9 protein-coding genes and 2 pseudogenes are annotated in these 15,613 nt (G+C 62.5%); 8 read left to right on the top strand and 3 right to left on the bottom strand.

The window, feature by feature from the left end; genetic code table 11:
* Window positions 1-42: 42 nt before the first annotated feature.
* Entirely contained in the window at window positions 43-2,982 is a 2,940-nt protein-coding gene (locus NKH95_RS14470) for a ribonuclease E/G (RefSeq protein ID WP_352795789.1), read from the bottom strand.
* A 653-nt stretch (window positions 2,983-3,635) separates the two neighbouring features.
* Between NKH95_RS14470 and NKH95_RS14465 the strand changes: the two genes are divergently transcribed.
* The 8 genes and pseudogenes from NKH95_RS14465 (at window position 3,636) to NKH95_RS14430 (ending at window position 12,161) form a co-directional block, all read left to right on the top strand.
* Window positions 3,636-4,898, top strand: coding sequence for an N-acetylmuramoyl-L-alanine amidase (locus NKH95_RS14465; protein ID WP_352773766.1), 1,263 nt, complete (start codon window positions 3,636-3,638; stop codon window positions 4,896-4,898).
* Between the two features lie 213 nt (window positions 4,899-5,111).
* A complete protein-coding gene (locus tag NKH95_RS14460; RefSeq protein ID WP_352891848.1) occupies window positions 5,112-7,568 on the top strand; it encodes a penicillin-binding protein 1A in 2,457 nt (818 codons plus the stop codon).
* A 118-nt stretch (window positions 7,569-7,686) separates the two neighbouring features.
* A protein-coding gene (gene prfB / locus NKH95_RS14455; RefSeq protein WP_352891846.1) for a peptide chain release factor 2 occupies window positions 7,687-8,818 on the top strand; the annotation gives its coding sequence in 2 pieces (ribosomal slippage) (window positions 7,687-7,752 and window positions 7,754-8,818; 1,131 coding nt in all).
* Window positions 8,819-8,896: 78 nt separating this feature from the next.
* A pseudogene (locus tag NKH95_RS14450) lies at window positions 8,897-9,315 on the top strand (GFA family protein).
* Between the two features lie 286 nt (window positions 9,316-9,601).
* Window positions 9,602-9,979, top strand: a complete 378-nt coding sequence (locus tag NKH95_RS14445; RefSeq protein WP_023812122.1) for a hypothetical protein — start codon at window positions 9,602-9,604, stop codon at window positions 9,977-9,979.
* Window positions 9,980-10,136: 157 nt separating this feature from the next.
* Window positions 10,137-10,501, top strand: a pseudogene (locus tag NKH95_RS14440) (GFA family protein).
* Between the two features lie 176 nt (window positions 10,502-10,677).
* Complete coding sequence (locus NKH95_RS14435; RefSeq protein WP_023812120.1) at window positions 10,678-11,328, top strand: YiaD family glycine zipper/OmpA-like lipoprotein; 651 nt, start codon at window positions 10,678-10,680, stop codon at window positions 11,326-11,328.
* 227 nt (window positions 11,329-11,555) lie between these two features.
* Entirely contained in the window at window positions 11,556-12,161 is a 606-nt protein-coding gene (locus NKH95_RS14430) for a hypothetical protein (RefSeq protein ID WP_023812119.1), read from the top strand.
* A gap of 73 nt (window positions 12,162-12,234) precedes the next feature.
* On the opposite strand, the gene NKH95_RS14425 is transcribed toward NKH95_RS14430, so the two are convergent.
* The gene (locus NKH95_RS14425) at window positions 12,235-13,824 is read right to left on the bottom strand and encodes a DEAD/DEAH box helicase (protein WP_352439940.1); all 1,590 of its coding nucleotides are present in this window, start codon (window positions 13,822-13,824) and stop codon (window positions 12,235-12,237) included.
* Between the two features lie 202 nt (window positions 13,825-14,026).
* Window positions 14,027-14,800 (bottom strand): NAD kinase, encoded by a 774-nt coding sequence (locus NKH95_RS14420; RefSeq protein WP_023812117.1) that lies wholly within the window; start codon window positions 14,798-14,800, stop codon window positions 14,027-14,029.
* Between the last annotated feature and the right edge of the window lie 813 nt (window positions 14,801-15,613).

Genomic DNA, 15,613 nt, shown 5'->3' with positions numbered 1-15,613 from the left:
GGGATTTTTTTGTCAGAGAACTAGCTCAGGTGGCTGAAAGGCTTAGAAAAAGCCCTTCCGCTGCCACCATCCGCCGCGTTTCGGCTTGTCCTCGGTCTTGTCCTCGGTCTTGGCCGCGGGTTCTTCCGCTACGGTCGAAGACACCACCGGCTCGACCGGCGCATTCACCGCCGCCGGCTTGCGCCGCGACGGGCGGGCCTTCGGCGCCTTCTCGACAGCCGCTGCCTCGTCGGACGCCGTGGCCGGCGTCTCGACAGGTGCTTCCGCCTCGGCAGCCGGCTCTTCGGCGACGATTTCGGCCGCGGCCTTCTTCGGCTTGGCGGCACGGCGTGGCTTCTTGGGCTTCTCCGTGCTCGGCGCGTCGTCATTGGCCGGAGCAAGCGCCACCGGCTCTTCGGCCGCTGCGGTAACCACCGGCTCGCTGGCGATCACCTCGGTTGCCGAGACTTCGACTTCGGACGCGTCGGCTGCTTCGCCAGCACTTGCCTCGGCCTCGCCTTCACCGTCCTCGCGGCGGTTGCGCTTGCCGCCGCGCTTGCCGCGCCGGCGCTTTTTACCCTGGCCGTCGTCCGAAGCTTCAGCTGTCTCGGACGTTTCGGCAACACCAACAGGGGCGTTGTCGTCCGTTTCCGTGTCGCCATCGCCGGCGGCCGAGTCCGAGTCCGAAAACTCGCCGGCCGGAGCCGAGACGGAAGCACCGTCCGCAGGGGCGCCATGTTCGCGATCGCGATCCTTGCCGCCGCGCCGACGCCGGCGCTTGCGGCGCTTGCGGTCGCGGCCTTCGCCTTCCTCGCCACCGGCGGCAGCAGGTCGGGGTTGTTGCTGCGGCTGCTGGCGTGGCTGTTCGGCCTGGACCGGCGCCTCGTCATCCTCCTCCTCGGCGACGACAATCTCGTCCTCGGGCTCTTCCGGCTCGACATAGGCCGGGAAGCTGCGCGCCTCGACAAAGCCTTCCGGCTTTTCAGCCAGCGCGCCGCGGAAGATCGCATAGTGCTGCGAACCGACCGAATCGTCGGCCTCGACGGTGATCGTCAGCCCGAAGCGGCTTTCGAGTTCGACCAGCGTGCCGCGCTTGTGGTTGAGCACGTAGAGTGCGGTCGCCGCCGGCGTCCGTACCGTGATGTGGCTGCGCGAATCCTTGAGCAGGAATTCCTCGATCGCCCGCACCACCATCAGCGCGACCGACGAATCGGAGCGCACATGGCCGGTGCCGCCGCAATGCGGGCAAGGCTTCATGGTCGATTCCAGCACGCTGGCGCGGATGCGCTGGCGGGACATCTCCATCAGGCCGAAATGCGAGATACGGCCGACCTGGATGCGCGCACGATCGTTCTTGAGGTGATCCTTCAACCGCTTCTCGACGGAGCGGTTGTTGCGGTTCTCCTCCATGTCGATGAAGTCGATGACGATCAGGCCGGCCAGATCGCGCAGCCTGAGCTGACGCGCGACTTCCTCGGCCGCTTCCAGATTGGTGTGGAGCGCGGTGTCCTCGATCGAGTGCTCCTTGGTGGAGCGGCCCGAATTGACATCGATGGCAACCAGCGCCTCGGTCTGGTTGATGATGATGTAGCCGCCGCTCTTCAGCGTCACCTGCGGCTGCAGCATGCGGTCGAGCTGCGCCTCGATGCCGTTGCGCACGAAGATCGGCGTCGTGTCGCGGAACGGCTGAACCACCTTGGCGTGGCTCGGCATCAGCATGCGCATGAAGTCCTTGGCCTCGCGGTAGCCTTCCTCGCCGGAGACAAGAATCTCGTCGATATCCTTGTTGTAGAGGTCGCGCACCGAGCGCTTGATCAGGCTGCCTTCCTCGTAGACCAGGGCAGGGGCCGTGGACTGCAAGGTGAGATTGCGGACATTTTCCCAAAGCCGCATCAGATATTCGTAATCGCGCTTGATCTCGGCCTTGGTGCGGCTCTCGCCGGCGGTGCGCAGGATCACGCCCATGCCCTGCGGCACTTCGAGATCGGCAACGACCTCCTTCAGGCGCTTGCGGTCGACCGCGCTGGTGATCTTGCGCGAAATGCCGCCGCCACGCGCCGTGTTCGGCATCAGCACCGAATAGCGGCCGGCAAGCGACAGGTAGGTGGTCAGTGCCGCACCCTTGTTGCCGCGCTCTTCCTTGACGACCTGCACCAAGAGGATCTGCCGGCGCTTGATCACTTCCTGGATCTTGTACTGGCGGCGCACCGGCTTGCGGCGGTTGCGCACTTCCTCCAGCGCGTCCTCGGCGCCGACCGATTCGACCTCGTGATCGTCCGGATGCGAGGACTGCACTTCTTCCAGCATGCCGCGATCATTGTCGCCGGAGGTCGCTTCGCTGCCTTGTTCGGCCTGCGGAACGGCTTCGGAAATCACATCGGCCTCGACCGAGGCGGCGATCGACGTCGGGCCGCCTTCGCGGGTTTCGCCTTCGTCCTGCTCGGCGGAATCCTCGCCATGTTCGGACGCATCGGCATGTTCGGACGTATCGGCCGCATGTTCGATGATCTCGGACGTGTGCGAGATCTCTTCGAAACCAGCGTCGGCCCCTTCTTCTGCCTCGTCGGCAGCGTCGTTTGCCTCGCCGGAATCGGCTGCATCGCGCTTGTGCTCACCCCGGTCACGGGGCTTTCCGCCGCGCCGGCGGCCGCGCCGTCCGCGATCGCGGCTCTGACGGTCATCGCCGTCGCCGTCCTCGTTCTCCTCGTCCTCGGCCTCCTGCGCTTCCGCGCGTAGCAGTGCCTGACGATCGGCGACCGGAATCTGGTAGTAATCGGGGTGAATTTCACTGAAGGCGAGAAAACCGTGACGGTTGCCGCCATATTCGACAAAGGCTGCCTGAAGGGAGGGCTCTACGCGCGTTACGCGGGCTAGGTAGATGTTTCCTTTGAGCTGCTTCTTGTCCTGGGATTCAAAGTCGAATTCTTCAATACGGTTACCGCGTACGACGACAACGCGTGTTTCCTCCGGGTGGGAGGCGTCTATCAGCATTTTGTTGGGCATTATTTCGTTTCCCCCCGGCAGCCGTCAGCCGCAGCTTGCGAGGCAAAGCCTGCTGCTGCGTGTCTGGAATGTGGGTGCCGGATATTTGAACGTCCGCCGGCCGCCGCTTGAGCGCCATGGCGGTGCCGCCCGCAGCCATAATGGCGCGGTTTGATGCGGACCTTTCCATGATTGCGCTTGAAGCCATCGTCACCAACAGAACCTTTTGAACCAAAGCCCGGATGAACCGGACCAGCTTGTTTGCTCATACAGAGCCGGCGCGGGAACAAACCCGGCCGTTTTCCTCACGCAGGCGATTCCCCCGCCACGGGAGCACGCCTGCGAAATTCGTCGCGATCACCTGAACCCTTTTCGCCTGAAGCGAAAGGAGCCGCCTTTACATCTGACCCTGTAGCAAGAAGCTGCGGAGGAGGGCGGTTCCAGGATTGCAGTGATCCACCATCGCTTTTATGATTTGGCGGGATGGAAGGCAACCCCGATTTCCGATGCCGGCAAAAAGCCGTTCCGTAGCGTAAGCCAGGCTTGCGGCCTTGCATGAAAAGGCTTGGTTAACCTTCTCTGGATACCAATCGTTAATCGAGTTCGCGGCCTAACCGGCATATGGACGAAATGACCGGGCGCCGGGCGCCAAACCGGGAGCGACTGGAAGAGAGATGGGATTGGCGGACTTCACAGACAAGGGATGTCGTGTCGGCGGCCGGATCCTGGCCGCTTTCTGCCTCTTGCTGCTGCTGGCGGTCTCATCTGCCCTGTCCTCAAATGCCAATGCCGCCGACGCTCCGCTCGTGGCAAAAGGTTACAAGATGGCCGGCGATGCCACCAAGATGCGCATCGTCATGGACTTCGATCGCGAACCCGGTATCAAATGGTTCCTGCTGCGCGGTCCCAACCGTCTTGTCATCGATCTCGCGAATACGAGATTCGCCGTTGATGCCAAGGATTTGAAGGCGCGGGGCCTGGTCAAGAGCGTGCGCCTGGGCGCCCTCGGCGAGGGCGTTTCGCGGCTGGTCCTCACCGGCAAGGGACCGTTCGCCGTCGACAAGCTCGATGTGCTCAAGAACGAGGACGGCACCGGCTACCGCCTTGCCATCGACATGTCGGCGGCATCCGAGCGCGAGTTCGACCTGGCGCTGGCCAATCAGGCGCTGACCACCGGATCGACCGTTTCGACCGACAAGGGAGGGCGGGTCGGCACCGGACCGGTCTCAAATCCCGGCCATCGGTTCACCGTCGTCATCGATCCCGGCCATGGCGGCATCGACGGCGGTGCCGAGGGCCTGAACGGCACCATCGAAAAGAACGTCACGCTGGCCTTCGCCACAGAACTGCGCGACAAACTCGCAGCCGTCGGCAATTATGATGTCTTCATGACCCGCGACACCGACGAATTCCTGCGCCTGGACGACCGCGTGCGCATTGCCCGTCAGCATGAGGCCGACCTGCTTATTTCGATCCATGCCGACACGATCAGCGTCAAAGGCATTCGCGGTGCCACCGTCTACACCGTCTCCGATAAGGCTTCGGATCCCGAGGCGCAGGCGCTTGCCGACCGAGAAAACCTCTCCGACCAGTTCGCCGGCATGGAAATCAAGAACGACAACAAGGAAGTCACCGACATCCTGATCGACCTGATCCGCCGCGAAACGCACAATTTCTCGATGAGTTTCGCCCACACGCTGGTCGGCCAGCTGTCGACCAGCGTCGGCCTGATCAACAATCCGCAGCGTTCGGCGGGCTTCAAGGTGCTCAAGGCACCCGACGTGCCGTCGGTGCTGGTCGAACTCGGTTATCTCTCGAACGCCAAGGACGAGGCGCAGTTGCTCAACGCCGACTGGCGCGGAAAGGCGGCCCAGAGCATAACCAACGCCGTCGCGCTGTTCGCGTCGGCCAAGGCCGGACCGGGAACCGGAGGTTGACATGACCGGCGGCGCCTGCAACCAGAGGCGGCGTTGCGCGACGACAACACCCAGTGCTTTTATTTCCGGCTCGCGACCGCGAAATCAGGCATTGCCGTATTTTGTCCACATGGCGGCGACAAGGGTTTTCGATTACGGATTGGGACCGGCTCGAAAGCTTGCGCGAAAGGCGGCTTCGTCTAGGAAATTCCCGAACCAAGGACTGGAGCGGGTATGATTCGTCTCATTGGCTATTTTTTCGGCATCGGCACGACGCTGGCCCTTCTGGTCGCGGCGGGCGTTGCCATCTATATCGGCCATTTGTCGAAGGATCTGCCCGATTACGAGGTGCTGGCCAAATACGAACCGCCGGTGACCACCCGCATCCATGCGTCGGATGGCGCGCTGATGGCCGAATATGCGCGCGAACGGCGCCTGTATTTGCCGATCCAGGCCATACCGGACCGCGTCAAGGCGGCCTTCCTGTCGGCCGAAGACAAGAATTTCTACAACCACCCGGGCATCGATGTGACCGGCCTCGGCCGCGCCATCATCGTCAACCTGCAGAATTTCGGCTCGGGCCGGCGTCAGGTCGGTGCCTCGACGATCACCCAGCAGGTGGCGAAGAACTTCCTGTTGTCCTCGGACCAGACCTACGAGCGCAAGATCAAGGAGATGATCCTCGCCTTCCGCATCGAGCAGGCCTATCCCAAGGATCGCATCCTCGAGCTCTACCTCAACGAAATCTTCTTCGGCTTCGGCGCCTATGGCGTCGCCGGCGCGGCCCTGACCTATTTCGACAAGTCGGTCAACGAACTGTCCGTGGCCGAGGCCGCCTACCTGGCCTCGCTGCCCAAGGGGCCGAACAACTACCACCCTTTCAAGCATGCCGATCGCGCGATCGAGCGCCGAAACTGGGTCATCGACCAGATGGTCGAGAACGGCTACGTCACGCGTGAGGAAGGCAGCAAGGCCAAGGCCGAGCCTCTGGGCGTGACGCCGCGGCGCAGCGGCACCTATCTGTTCGCCGGCGAGTATTTCACCGAAGAGGTGCGCCGCCAGATCATCGCCCGCTACGGCGAGAATGCGCTCTACGAAGGCGGCCTCTCCGTCCGCACCACGCTCGATCCGAAGATCCAGCTCATTGCCCGCAAATCGATGCAGAACGGGTTGATGAAATACGACACGCTGCGCGGCTATCGCGGGCCCGTGACATCGATCGACGCCTCGGGCGACTGGGGCGTGCCGCTTGGCGCCGTCAAGGGGCTGGAGGATGTCCCCGAATGGTCGCTCGCCGTCGTGCTCGACAGTTCGGCGACCGGGCTGTCGATCGGCCTGCAGCCGGCACGGCAGGCGTCGGGCGAGATCGTCAAGGAGCGCGTCGAAGGCACCATCAGCAAGGAGGACATGGGTTTTGCCATGCGCCATGTGGTTGCCGGCAAGACCGTCAAGGCCAAGTCGCCGGCGGAGGTGCTGAAGCCGGGCGACGTCATCTTCGTGCAGAAAAACGATGGTGCCGATGGCGCCTACAGCCTGCGCCAGGTGCCCGAAGTGGAAGGCGGCCTGATCGCCATGGACCCGCACACCGGCCGCGTGCTGGCCATGGTCGGCGGCTTCTCCTACGCGCAGTCCGAATTCAACCGCGCCACGCAAGCCATGCGCCAGCCGGGCTCCTCGTTCAAGCCGATCGTCTATTCGGCCGCCCTCGACAATGGCTATACGCCGGCCTCGGTGATCATGGACGGGCCGATCACGATCCAGAGCGGCAACACGAGCTGGACGCCGAAGAACTATGACGGCACCGTCGCCGGTCCGGCGACCCTACGCTCCGGCATCGAGAAGTCGCGCAACCTGATGACGGTGCGGCTTGCCAATGACATGGGCATGAAGCTGGTCGTCGAATATGCCGAGCGCTTTGGTGTCTACGACCATCTGGCGCCCTACCTGCCGATGGCGCTGGGGTCCGGCGAAACCACCGTGATGCGCATGGTGTCGGCCTATTCGATCATGGCCAACGGCGGAAAATCGATCAAACCATCGCTCATCGACCGCATCCAGGACCGCTACGGCAAGACGGTGTTCAAGCAGGACGAACGTGGCTGCCAGGGCTGCAATGCGCCTGAATGGCAAAACCAGCCGGAGCCGGAACTGGTCGACAATTCCGAGCAGGTGCTCGATCCGATGACCGCCTACCAGATCACCTCGATGATGGAAGGCGTCGTGCAGCGCGGCACCGGCGCCACCATCAATGAACTCGGCCGCCACATCGCCGGCAAAACCGGAACGACCAACGACGAAAAGGACGCCTGGTTCATCGGCTACACGCCCAACCTCGTCGTCGGCCTCTACATGGGCTACGACACGCCGCGCGGCCTCGGCCATGGCGCCACCGGCGGTGGTCTCGCAGCACCAATCTTCAAGGACTTCATGCGGGTGGCGCTGGATGGCACGCCCAATGTCGACTTCAAGGTGCCCGAAGGCATGAACCTGGTTGCCATCAACCGCAAGACCGGCATGCGTGCCGCATCGGGCGATCCCGGAACCATCATCGAAGCCTTCAAGCCGGGCACCGGTCCCGCCGACAGCTATTGGGTGATCGGCATGGGCGCCGACGGCTCCAATGCCACCGGTGGCGCGCTGTCGCCGCAGGCCAATCAAGCCATCCAGTCCGGCGGCGGCGGCCTCTACTGACGATTTTCAGGAGCGGATGGGCTGGCCTTGGCGCCAGCCCATTTTGCTTTACAGCCGGCGGCGGCCTGCCTATGTATCGCGCCAACCGACTTCAGCAAACAGGACAGAACAGCCAGCCATGCGCGCGGAAACGCAGAATATTGTCGACGAGATCAGGCAGGCGATAACCCTGCTGAGGAGGCATCTTTGACTGGGATCAGGCCATAAAGCGGCTTGAATACCTCAATGTGCGCGCCGAGGACGCCAGCCTCTGGAACGAGCCGCTGGAAGCGCAGAAGCTGATGCGCGAGCGCCAGGGCCTTGAAGAGGGCATCGCCTCGGTGAAAGGCCTGACGCAGGCGCTGGAAGACAATATCGGACTGATCGAGCTCGGTGAGGAAGAGCGCGACGAGGGGGTGATCGCAGAGGCGGAAGCCGCGATCCGCTCGATGCAGGGCGAAGCGAAGGCCCGCCAGGTCGAGACGCTGCTGTCGGGTGAAGCAGACTCCAACGACACCTATCTCGAAATCCATGCCGGCGCCGGCGGTACCGAAAGCCAGGACTGGGCCTCGATGCTGCTGCGCATGTACACGCGCTGGGCCGAGCGCCGTCGCTTCAAGGTCGAAGTGCTGGAAATGCATGACGGCGAAGAGGCCGGCATCAAGTCCGCAACGTTGATGATCAAAGGCCACAATGCCTATGGCTGGATGAAGACGGAATCGGGCGTTCATCGCCTGGTGCGTATCTCGCCCTATGACAGCAATGCGCGCCGGCATACGTCCTTCGCCAGCGTCTGGGTCTATCCGGTCATCGACGACACGATCGAGATCGACGTCTCCGAATCCGATGTCCGCATCGACACTTATCGCTCGTCAGGCTCGGGCGGCCAGCACGTCAACACCACCGATTCGGCGGTGCGCATCACGCATCTGGCCACCGGCATCGCGGTCGCATGCCAGGCTGAACGTTCGCAGCACAAGAACAAGGCCCAGGCCTGGGAGATGCTGCGCTCGCGCCTTTACGAGGAAGAGCTGAAAAAGCGCGAGGCGGTTGCAAACGCCACCGAAGCGTCGAAAAGCGATATAGGCTGGGGTCACCAGATCCGCTCCTATGTGCTGCAGCCCTACCAACTGGTGAAGGATCTGCGCACCGGCGTCGAGAGCACCAGCCCGTCGAGCGTGCTCGATGGCGACCTCGACGATTTCATGGAAGCCTCGTTGTCGCAGCGCATCGAGGGCGGCGCGGGCGAAGCCGTAGCAGACCTGGATTAGGATATGTCCATGTTCAGGTGAGGTTAGCTGACCTCAATCTGAACATACCCCTGCGCACCACAGCGACGGAGGAGTGGGTTGCCGAGCAAGCTCACCGGAAAGTGCTTCTGCGGTGCGGTTCACTACGAGGTCGCTGACGAATTCATCTATGCCGCGAATTGCCATTGTTCGAACTGCCGGCGCACCACCGGATCGGCCTTCAAGTCTTTCGCCGGTATCGAGCGTGAAAAGCTTGTCCTCACCGAAGGCGAGGACAAGCTCCTGATCTTCGGCGACGAAAGCGGCCATAGCGCGCATTGTAGCCGGTGCGGCTCCTTGCTTTATTCGCTCGTGCGCGACGGGCCTATGTCCATGTCGCCATGGGAACCCTCGTCGACGACCCATCCATCCGCCCGACCGCGCACATCTTCGTCGGTTCGAAGGCGGGCTGGTTCACCATCACCGATGACCTGCCGCAGTATCAAGAGCACGTGATTGCCGGCTCTGACCAGCAGTAGGCTGGAACCACAGCGGGCCTATTCCGTTTATCCGACGCCCGTTTGCCGGGAATCGACCTTGGCCTCATCTCGTCGGCGGTAGCGGATACCTGACGTCCATAGAACGATGTCGGGAATGCATCGTCTTGCGCCGACCAAGGAATCAGCCCAGCATCCAAGGGCTGGGAGAGAAAAAGCATTTATGGCCGGACGCGGCATATCTGCGACCCGACGATCCGGCCACTGGGAAGATACGTTCCGGGAACGGGCAAGCGAAACGCTTGAGCTCGTTTGAAAGGAACGCGTCATGTCTGCTGCCACACTCAGATCGGCCAATGCCGTTCAACCGGCTGGCCGACTTTTGTTTTCCCTGTTCGCGATCGGCGCGATGGCAATGCTGACGGCACCTGCCTTCGCGCATGACGCCACGCCCACGGCGGCAAAGCCACAGGGCTGGAGTTATCCGTTCGCATGCTGCGCCAACTATGATTGTCGCACGACCCATACAGGCGAAGTGCTGGAGAAACCCGAGGGCTATGTCATCGCCGGAACGGGTGAGATCGTTCCAATGACCGACAAGCGTGTCAAGGACAGCCCGGACGGCGAGTTCCATTGGTGCGCGCACCAAGCGGGCCTCGACGCCGGCAAGACAATCTGCCTGTTCGTGCCGCCGCGCTCCTATTGACGACAGGACGACGGTCGGCCGTCCGCGGTCGCGTGTGACCGGGGCCGCAGGCCGGGTTTGCGCGGTTCGGGTGTGCCTGCTGACAGACAGTTGTCAGGAGCACCTCTTTATGGTGCCTTTGCCGCACAGGGTGGCGGGCGACGGGAGGAGTTCGTTGATGATCATCAAGGCAAGCTGCCATTGCAAGGCGCATTCGAGGTTTCGCAGGCACCGCAGACGGTGACGCAATGCACCTGTTCTTTCTGCTCGAAGCGCGGCTCGCTCTGGGCCTACTACGTGCCTTCGCAATTCAAGCTCACCAGCCCGATGGAGAACGTCTCTTTCTACCGTTGGGGGTCGAAAACCGTAAAGCACGGTTTTTGCGCCACCTGCGGCTGCGGCACCTTTACCGAAACGCCGGACTGGTCGACTGGCGAGCCGGATTTCGACAATCCCAAGATTAGCGTCAACTCGCGACTGTTCGACGATTTCGATATCGACAAGGTCGAAGTTGTTGTCATAGACGGCAAGAACCTCTGGTAACCTGATCCAAACCATTCCGGCACGGCGATGCGGCGCCACCGCCGGGTATTGGTCTCTCGGGAAAAGCCGTGAGCGGCGCTTTCGCCATTCCGCTTTTCGCCGCAATTCGTGGTACAAGTCGCGGGAAGGGCTGATTTGGCGCCACCGCAAGGCGTGACTTGGAGAGGGACTATCCTATGAAAAAGACTGTGCTCGTCGTCGTGGCGACGGCTGTGCTCGTGAGCGCCTGCACCACCACTGATCCGTATACGGGCGACCAGAAGATTTCCAACACGGCGGCCGGCGCCGGCCTTGGCGCCTTGGCGGGTGCCAGCCTTGGCCTGCTTGCCGGCGGCAACGACCGCCGCAACGCACTGATCGGCGCCGGCATCGGCGCGCTGGCCGGCGGCGCCATCGGCGCCACCATGGACCAGAACGAGGCCGAACTGCGCCGGCAGCTCGAGGGCACCGGTGTCAGCGTCACCCGCAGCGGCGACCAGATCATTCTCAATATGCCGTCCGACATCACCTTCAACTCGGATCAGGATGCGGTGAAGCCCGGCTTCTACCAGGTCCTGAACTCTGTCGCGCTGGTGCTGAAGAAGTTCAAGCAGACCACGGTCGACGTGTTCGGCCACACCGATTCGACCGGTGGCGACCAGCACAATTTCGATCTGTCGCAGCGTCGTGCTCTGGCGGTCGCGAACTATCTGTCCGGTCAGGGCGTGGATCAGCGCCGCTTCGCAGTCACCGGCTTCGGCAAGACGCGCCCGGTCGCATCCAATGCCACGTCCGAAGGCCGCGCCCAGAACCGCCGCGTCGAGATCCAGCTGTCGCCGCTCACCTGATTTGCACGGCAAACCAATGCGAAACGGCTCCCATGGGGGGCCGTTTTTGTTTGTACGGATATTGGCGTTGTTGGATTAGCTATTGCTAAAATATAGCTTTCCCGCAGCTATGGAAAGGAATAGCATCATCGCTGTTCCTGAGGGGATGAGGCGGTGTCACTGGCCGCGCAATCAGCATTTTTCCGCCTCGGTCTTGCACGGCCAGATCAGAAATCTGGGAGGAATGCATGACAAGAACAGCCAGCCTTGGGCGCTGCGGCGTCCTCGTTTTGACAGGTTTGGTGGGCGCGTGGCTGAACGTTGCTTCGGCTCGGGCCGAGGACGCCAACAAGGCCGACATCGAAGCCTTGAAAAAATCGCTCGCCAAATATGACGATTACACCGTCGCCGTCCGCGACCTCTATCTGTCGACGGTCGGCTGCGTCTACTACAGCGGAGAAAAGATAGCGGGTGCGATGGACTACCCGAAGGGCGCCATGGGTATCCACTTCGTCAATGTCCCGAGTGTCGGCCAGAAGCTCGATCCGATGAGGCCAAACGTGCTGATCTACGAGCCGACCAAGAAAGGCCTGAAGTTGGTCGGCGTGGAATGGCTGGTGCCTCTGACGCCGGACATCAAGGAACCCCCGAAGCTGTTTGGCCAGACCTTCATGGGGCCTATGGAGGGGCACTACCCTCTCATCCCGAAGGAGTTCGTCCACTACGACCTGCATGCCTGGCTCGGGGACAATCCGAACGGCATGTTCAGTCCGACGAATCCGAACGTGAAATGCAACAAGGCCGAGTTTCCGATGCTGGAAAAACCGACCAAGATGATGCCTGGGCCGATGTAACGGGCGAGTCAGGCAGGAACCTTTGCCGAGAAGACAAGCCGGATGGCTGGCTTGCCTTTGAAGCGGTCGGGAATCAGACCTTGGCGACGATCCGCATGAAGGCCGGCATGTCATCGCCGAAGCCGACGGTGGAATCGTTGTCTTCCTGGTGTCGTTGGCGGGCAGGGCGGCTGTTGTCGCGCTGCGGCCTCGTGTCGCCGCGTTCCGGTGCGCGCTGTTCATTGCGATCGGATGATTTGCGCTCGGTGTTTTCCGAACGGATCGCTTCCTTGCGCGAGCGCCGTTCGCCGACGTCGGCGGCTGCGGCCTCGGCCACCGGCTGATCCTCGCGGACTGTTTCCGGTGCCGTGTCTTCGCTGCGCTTGGCGTGGCGTTCGCGCGGTTTGCGCTCGCCGCCCTTTTCCCTGCCGCGATCGTCGTCCTTGCGGCCGGCGCGGCGCGGTGCGCCCTTGCCACGGCGCGGAGCATCATCCTCGCCGCCTTCGCTGGCAACAACCGTCGACAAGTCGCCGTCATGCCACTCGATCTTGTTGCCGATCAGACGTTCGATGGCATCGATGTATTTGGTGTCCGATTTGGTCGCGATGGTGAAGGATTTTCCGGAGCGTCCGGCGCGGCCGGTACGGCCGATACGGTGGACATAGTCCTCGGCGTGGATCGGCACGTCATAGTTGAAGACGTGGCTGACATCGGGGATGTCCAAGCCGCGCGCGGCGACGTCGGAAGCGACGAGGTAGCGCAGCTTGCCGTCGCGGAAATTGGCCAGCATCTGCATGCGCGCGCGCTGGTCCATGTCACCATGCAGCGCACCGGCGTCGAAATCATATTTCAGCAGCGAGCGGAACAGCTCCGCCACTTCAACCTTGCGGTTGCAGAAGATGATGGCGTTCTTCAGCTCCGCGTCTTCGGCCTTGATCAGATTGCGCAGCGTCTCGCGCTTGTCCCATGGCTTGGAGCCTGATTTGACCAGCCGCTGGATAATGTTGGTCGCCGCGGATGCTGCCTTCGAGACCTCGACGCGCACCGGCGCGTGCAGGAATTTCTCGGTCAGCTTGGTGATTTCCGGCGGCATCGTCGCCGAGAAGAACAGCGTCTGCCTGGTGAACGGGATCATCTCGCAGATGCGCTCGATATCGGGGATGAAGCCCATGTCGAGCATGCGGTCTGCTTCGTCGATGACGAGGATCTCGACACCGTTGAGCAACAGCTTGCCGCGCTCGCGGTGGTCGAGCAGGCGGCCGGGCGTCGCGATCAGCACGTCGACGCCGCGCTCCAGCTTCTTGTTCTGTTCGTCGAATGAGACACCGCCGATCAAGAGCGCGATGTTGAGCTTGTGGTTCTTGCCGTATCGGATGAAATTCTCTTCGACCTGCGCGGCGAGTTCGCGCGTCGGCTCCAGGATCAGCGTGCGCGGCATACGGGCGCGGGCTCGGCCGTTTTCGAGGCGGGTCAGCATCGGCAGCACGAAGGAAGCCGTCTTGCCAGTGCCGGTCTGGGCGATGCCCAGAATATCCTTGCCGAGCAAGGCGTGTGGGATCGCACCAGCCTGGATCGGCGTCGGCTGGGTATAGCCGGCGTCGGTGACTGCGGAAAGGACCTTCGGCGACAGGCCGAGGTCTGCGAAGGTCAACGCTTCTTGAGCGGTCGTGGTGTCTGAGGACAAGTGTTGTTGTCTTTGGCTGGTTCGGGGAAGCGCAACGGCGTCTAATGGCGTCTGTCGCGGCAAGCGCCACGCGCCTGCAAGATTGGTATTGCAATTAGGAGCAAGCCCTCGATTTGTCAACAGAAACGGGCAGCAATGGCACGATTGTGAAGTTGTAACCTTAATCGGGATGCTTAATCGACCTGTCGGCCGCAGCGCCGGCTCAATAGCGGAACTGTTCGGCGAGAATACGCTCGTTCCAGGAATGATTGGGATCGAACAACAACGTTGCTGTCGCCGTGGGTGATTCTCGCACCGTTACCGAGGTCACCGCCTTGACCTCGGTATGGTCGGCGGCGGCGTTCACCGGCCGCTTTTCCGGCTCGCGGATGTCGAAGCGTACGGTCGCCTTGTTGGAGAGCAGCGCGCCGCGCCAGCGGCGCGGGCGAAACGGGCTGACCGGGGTCAGCGCCAGCAGCGGCGCGTCGAGCGGCAGGATCGGTCCGTGCGCCGAAAGATTGTAGGCGGTGGACCCGGCCGGGGTTGCGATCATGACGCCGTCGCAGTTCAGTTCCTCAAGCCGTACCTGTTCGTCGACGGTGATGCGGATCTTGGCCGTCTGGTACGATTGACGCCACAGCGCCACCTCGTTGATCGCCAGTGCCGAAATCGTTTCGCCTTCCGAGGTCACGGCCAGCATCTCCAGCGGGCGGATCGTCTCGGCGACGGCGGCTTCGAGACGCTCCGTCAGGCCACCGGAACGATACTCGTTCATCAGGAAGCCGATGGTGCCGCGGTTCATGCCGTAGACCTTCTTGCCGGTCCCCATCGTGTCGCGCAGGGTCTGCAGCAGGAAGCCGTCACCCCCAAGGGCAACGACGATCCCGGCCTCCTCGACGGAAGACTGGCCATAGCGCGCCGACAGGCTTTCCAGCGCCGTCTTGGCGTCAGCGGTGTCGGACGAGACGAAGGCGATGCGGCTGGCGGCTTTGCTCATGGCTCCCCGATGACGACCGATTGGCAGCGGCAGGGCCGCGCCAGCGCCGGGGTAGCATGGGCGGGGTACGTCTGCAAAGGGAGCTGTCATCCCGGATGCGACCCATGCCGGATGGCAAGGCGGCCGCAGGACGGCGGATGCGGGCTTGCCGTTCGCGTATCATGTCAAAGGCTACGCGAATGTGATGGTTAAGACCGGCCTTAAAGTCTCGTAAAGCCGGATCGGTCATGTTAGCCGGCAGTGGATGGGTGGCGTGGGGGCTAGCCAGTCGAGGCCGACATATTGCCGGTAACACGCCTGATCATCGTCTTTCTGATGCTGGGAAGCTTCGCGCTGCTCTTTGCCGAACTGGTGCGCCAGTCCGAAGAAACGAGCTTCCGGCCGCAGCCCACGGCGTCGCGCTGTGGTGACGCAGCCGGAGCGCCATGTCCGCAAAGGGCGCTGTAGCGCTGTAACCTGATCATCCTTTCGGAGGACCGGCGGCATTGGCGGCCGCTTCGGTGCGCGACATCGCGCGGCAGTTTCTCTCCTTAAAAGCAGTGGCCGGTCGGCCACCGCGAATTGCGGCCGCGAGCATTTCGGCCTCAACGGCCTGACGCGTCCGGCATCGCGGCTAAACCTCTTTCCTGGCTGCTCACTGAGTCACCACCGCATCGGGCGCATCAATGGGCGAGCCATGGCCGTATCCACGATAAGATATTGACTGTATGTTTAGTCATAGTTATTCCTGAGGTCGAGAATTGAGTTGGACAGCCGGGTTCCAGCCGGTGAATGGCCACAATAAAGGGGGGAATATCTTGACTGCCATGCGGC

The sequence above is a fragment of the Mesorhizobium sp. M0848 genome (assembly GCF_040319805.1).
Taxonomy (GTDB): Bacteria; Pseudomonadota; Alphaproteobacteria; order Rhizobiales; family Rhizobiaceae; genus Mesorhizobium.
The sequence above is the reverse complement of the archived record's forward strand: the minus strand, read 5'-3'. Positions and strand labels throughout refer to the sequence as shown.

What these genes read in the sequence shown, in the direction of transcription:
- NKH95_RS14470 (WP_352795789.1), bottom strand. Translation starts at nt 2,982, where the DNA reads ATGCCCAACAAAATGCTGATAGACGCCTCCCACCCGGAGGAAACACGC.
- NKH95_RS14465 (WP_352773766.1), top strand. Translation starts at nt 3,636, where the DNA reads ATGGGATTGGCGGACTTCACAGACAAGGGATGTCGTGTCGGCGGCCGG.
- NKH95_RS14460 (WP_352891848.1), top strand. Translation starts at nt 5,112, where the DNA reads ATGATTCGTCTCATTGGCTATTTTTTCGGCATCGGCACGACGCTGGCC.
- NKH95_RS14445 (WP_023812122.1), top strand. Translation starts at nt 9,602, where the DNA reads ATGTCTGCTGCCACACTCAGATCGGCCAATGCCGTTCAACCGGCTGGC.
- NKH95_RS14435 (WP_023812120.1), top strand. Translation starts at nt 10,678, where the DNA reads ATGAAAAAGACTGTGCTCGTCGTCGTGGCGACGGCTGTGCTCGTGAGC.
- NKH95_RS14430 (WP_023812119.1), top strand. Translation starts at nt 11,556, where the DNA reads ATGACAAGAACAGCCAGCCTTGGGCGCTGCGGCGTCCTCGTTTTGACA.
- NKH95_RS14420 (WP_023812117.1), bottom strand. Translation starts at nt 14,800, where the DNA reads ATGAGCAAAGCCGCCAGCCGCATCGCCTTCGTCTCGTCCGACACCGCT.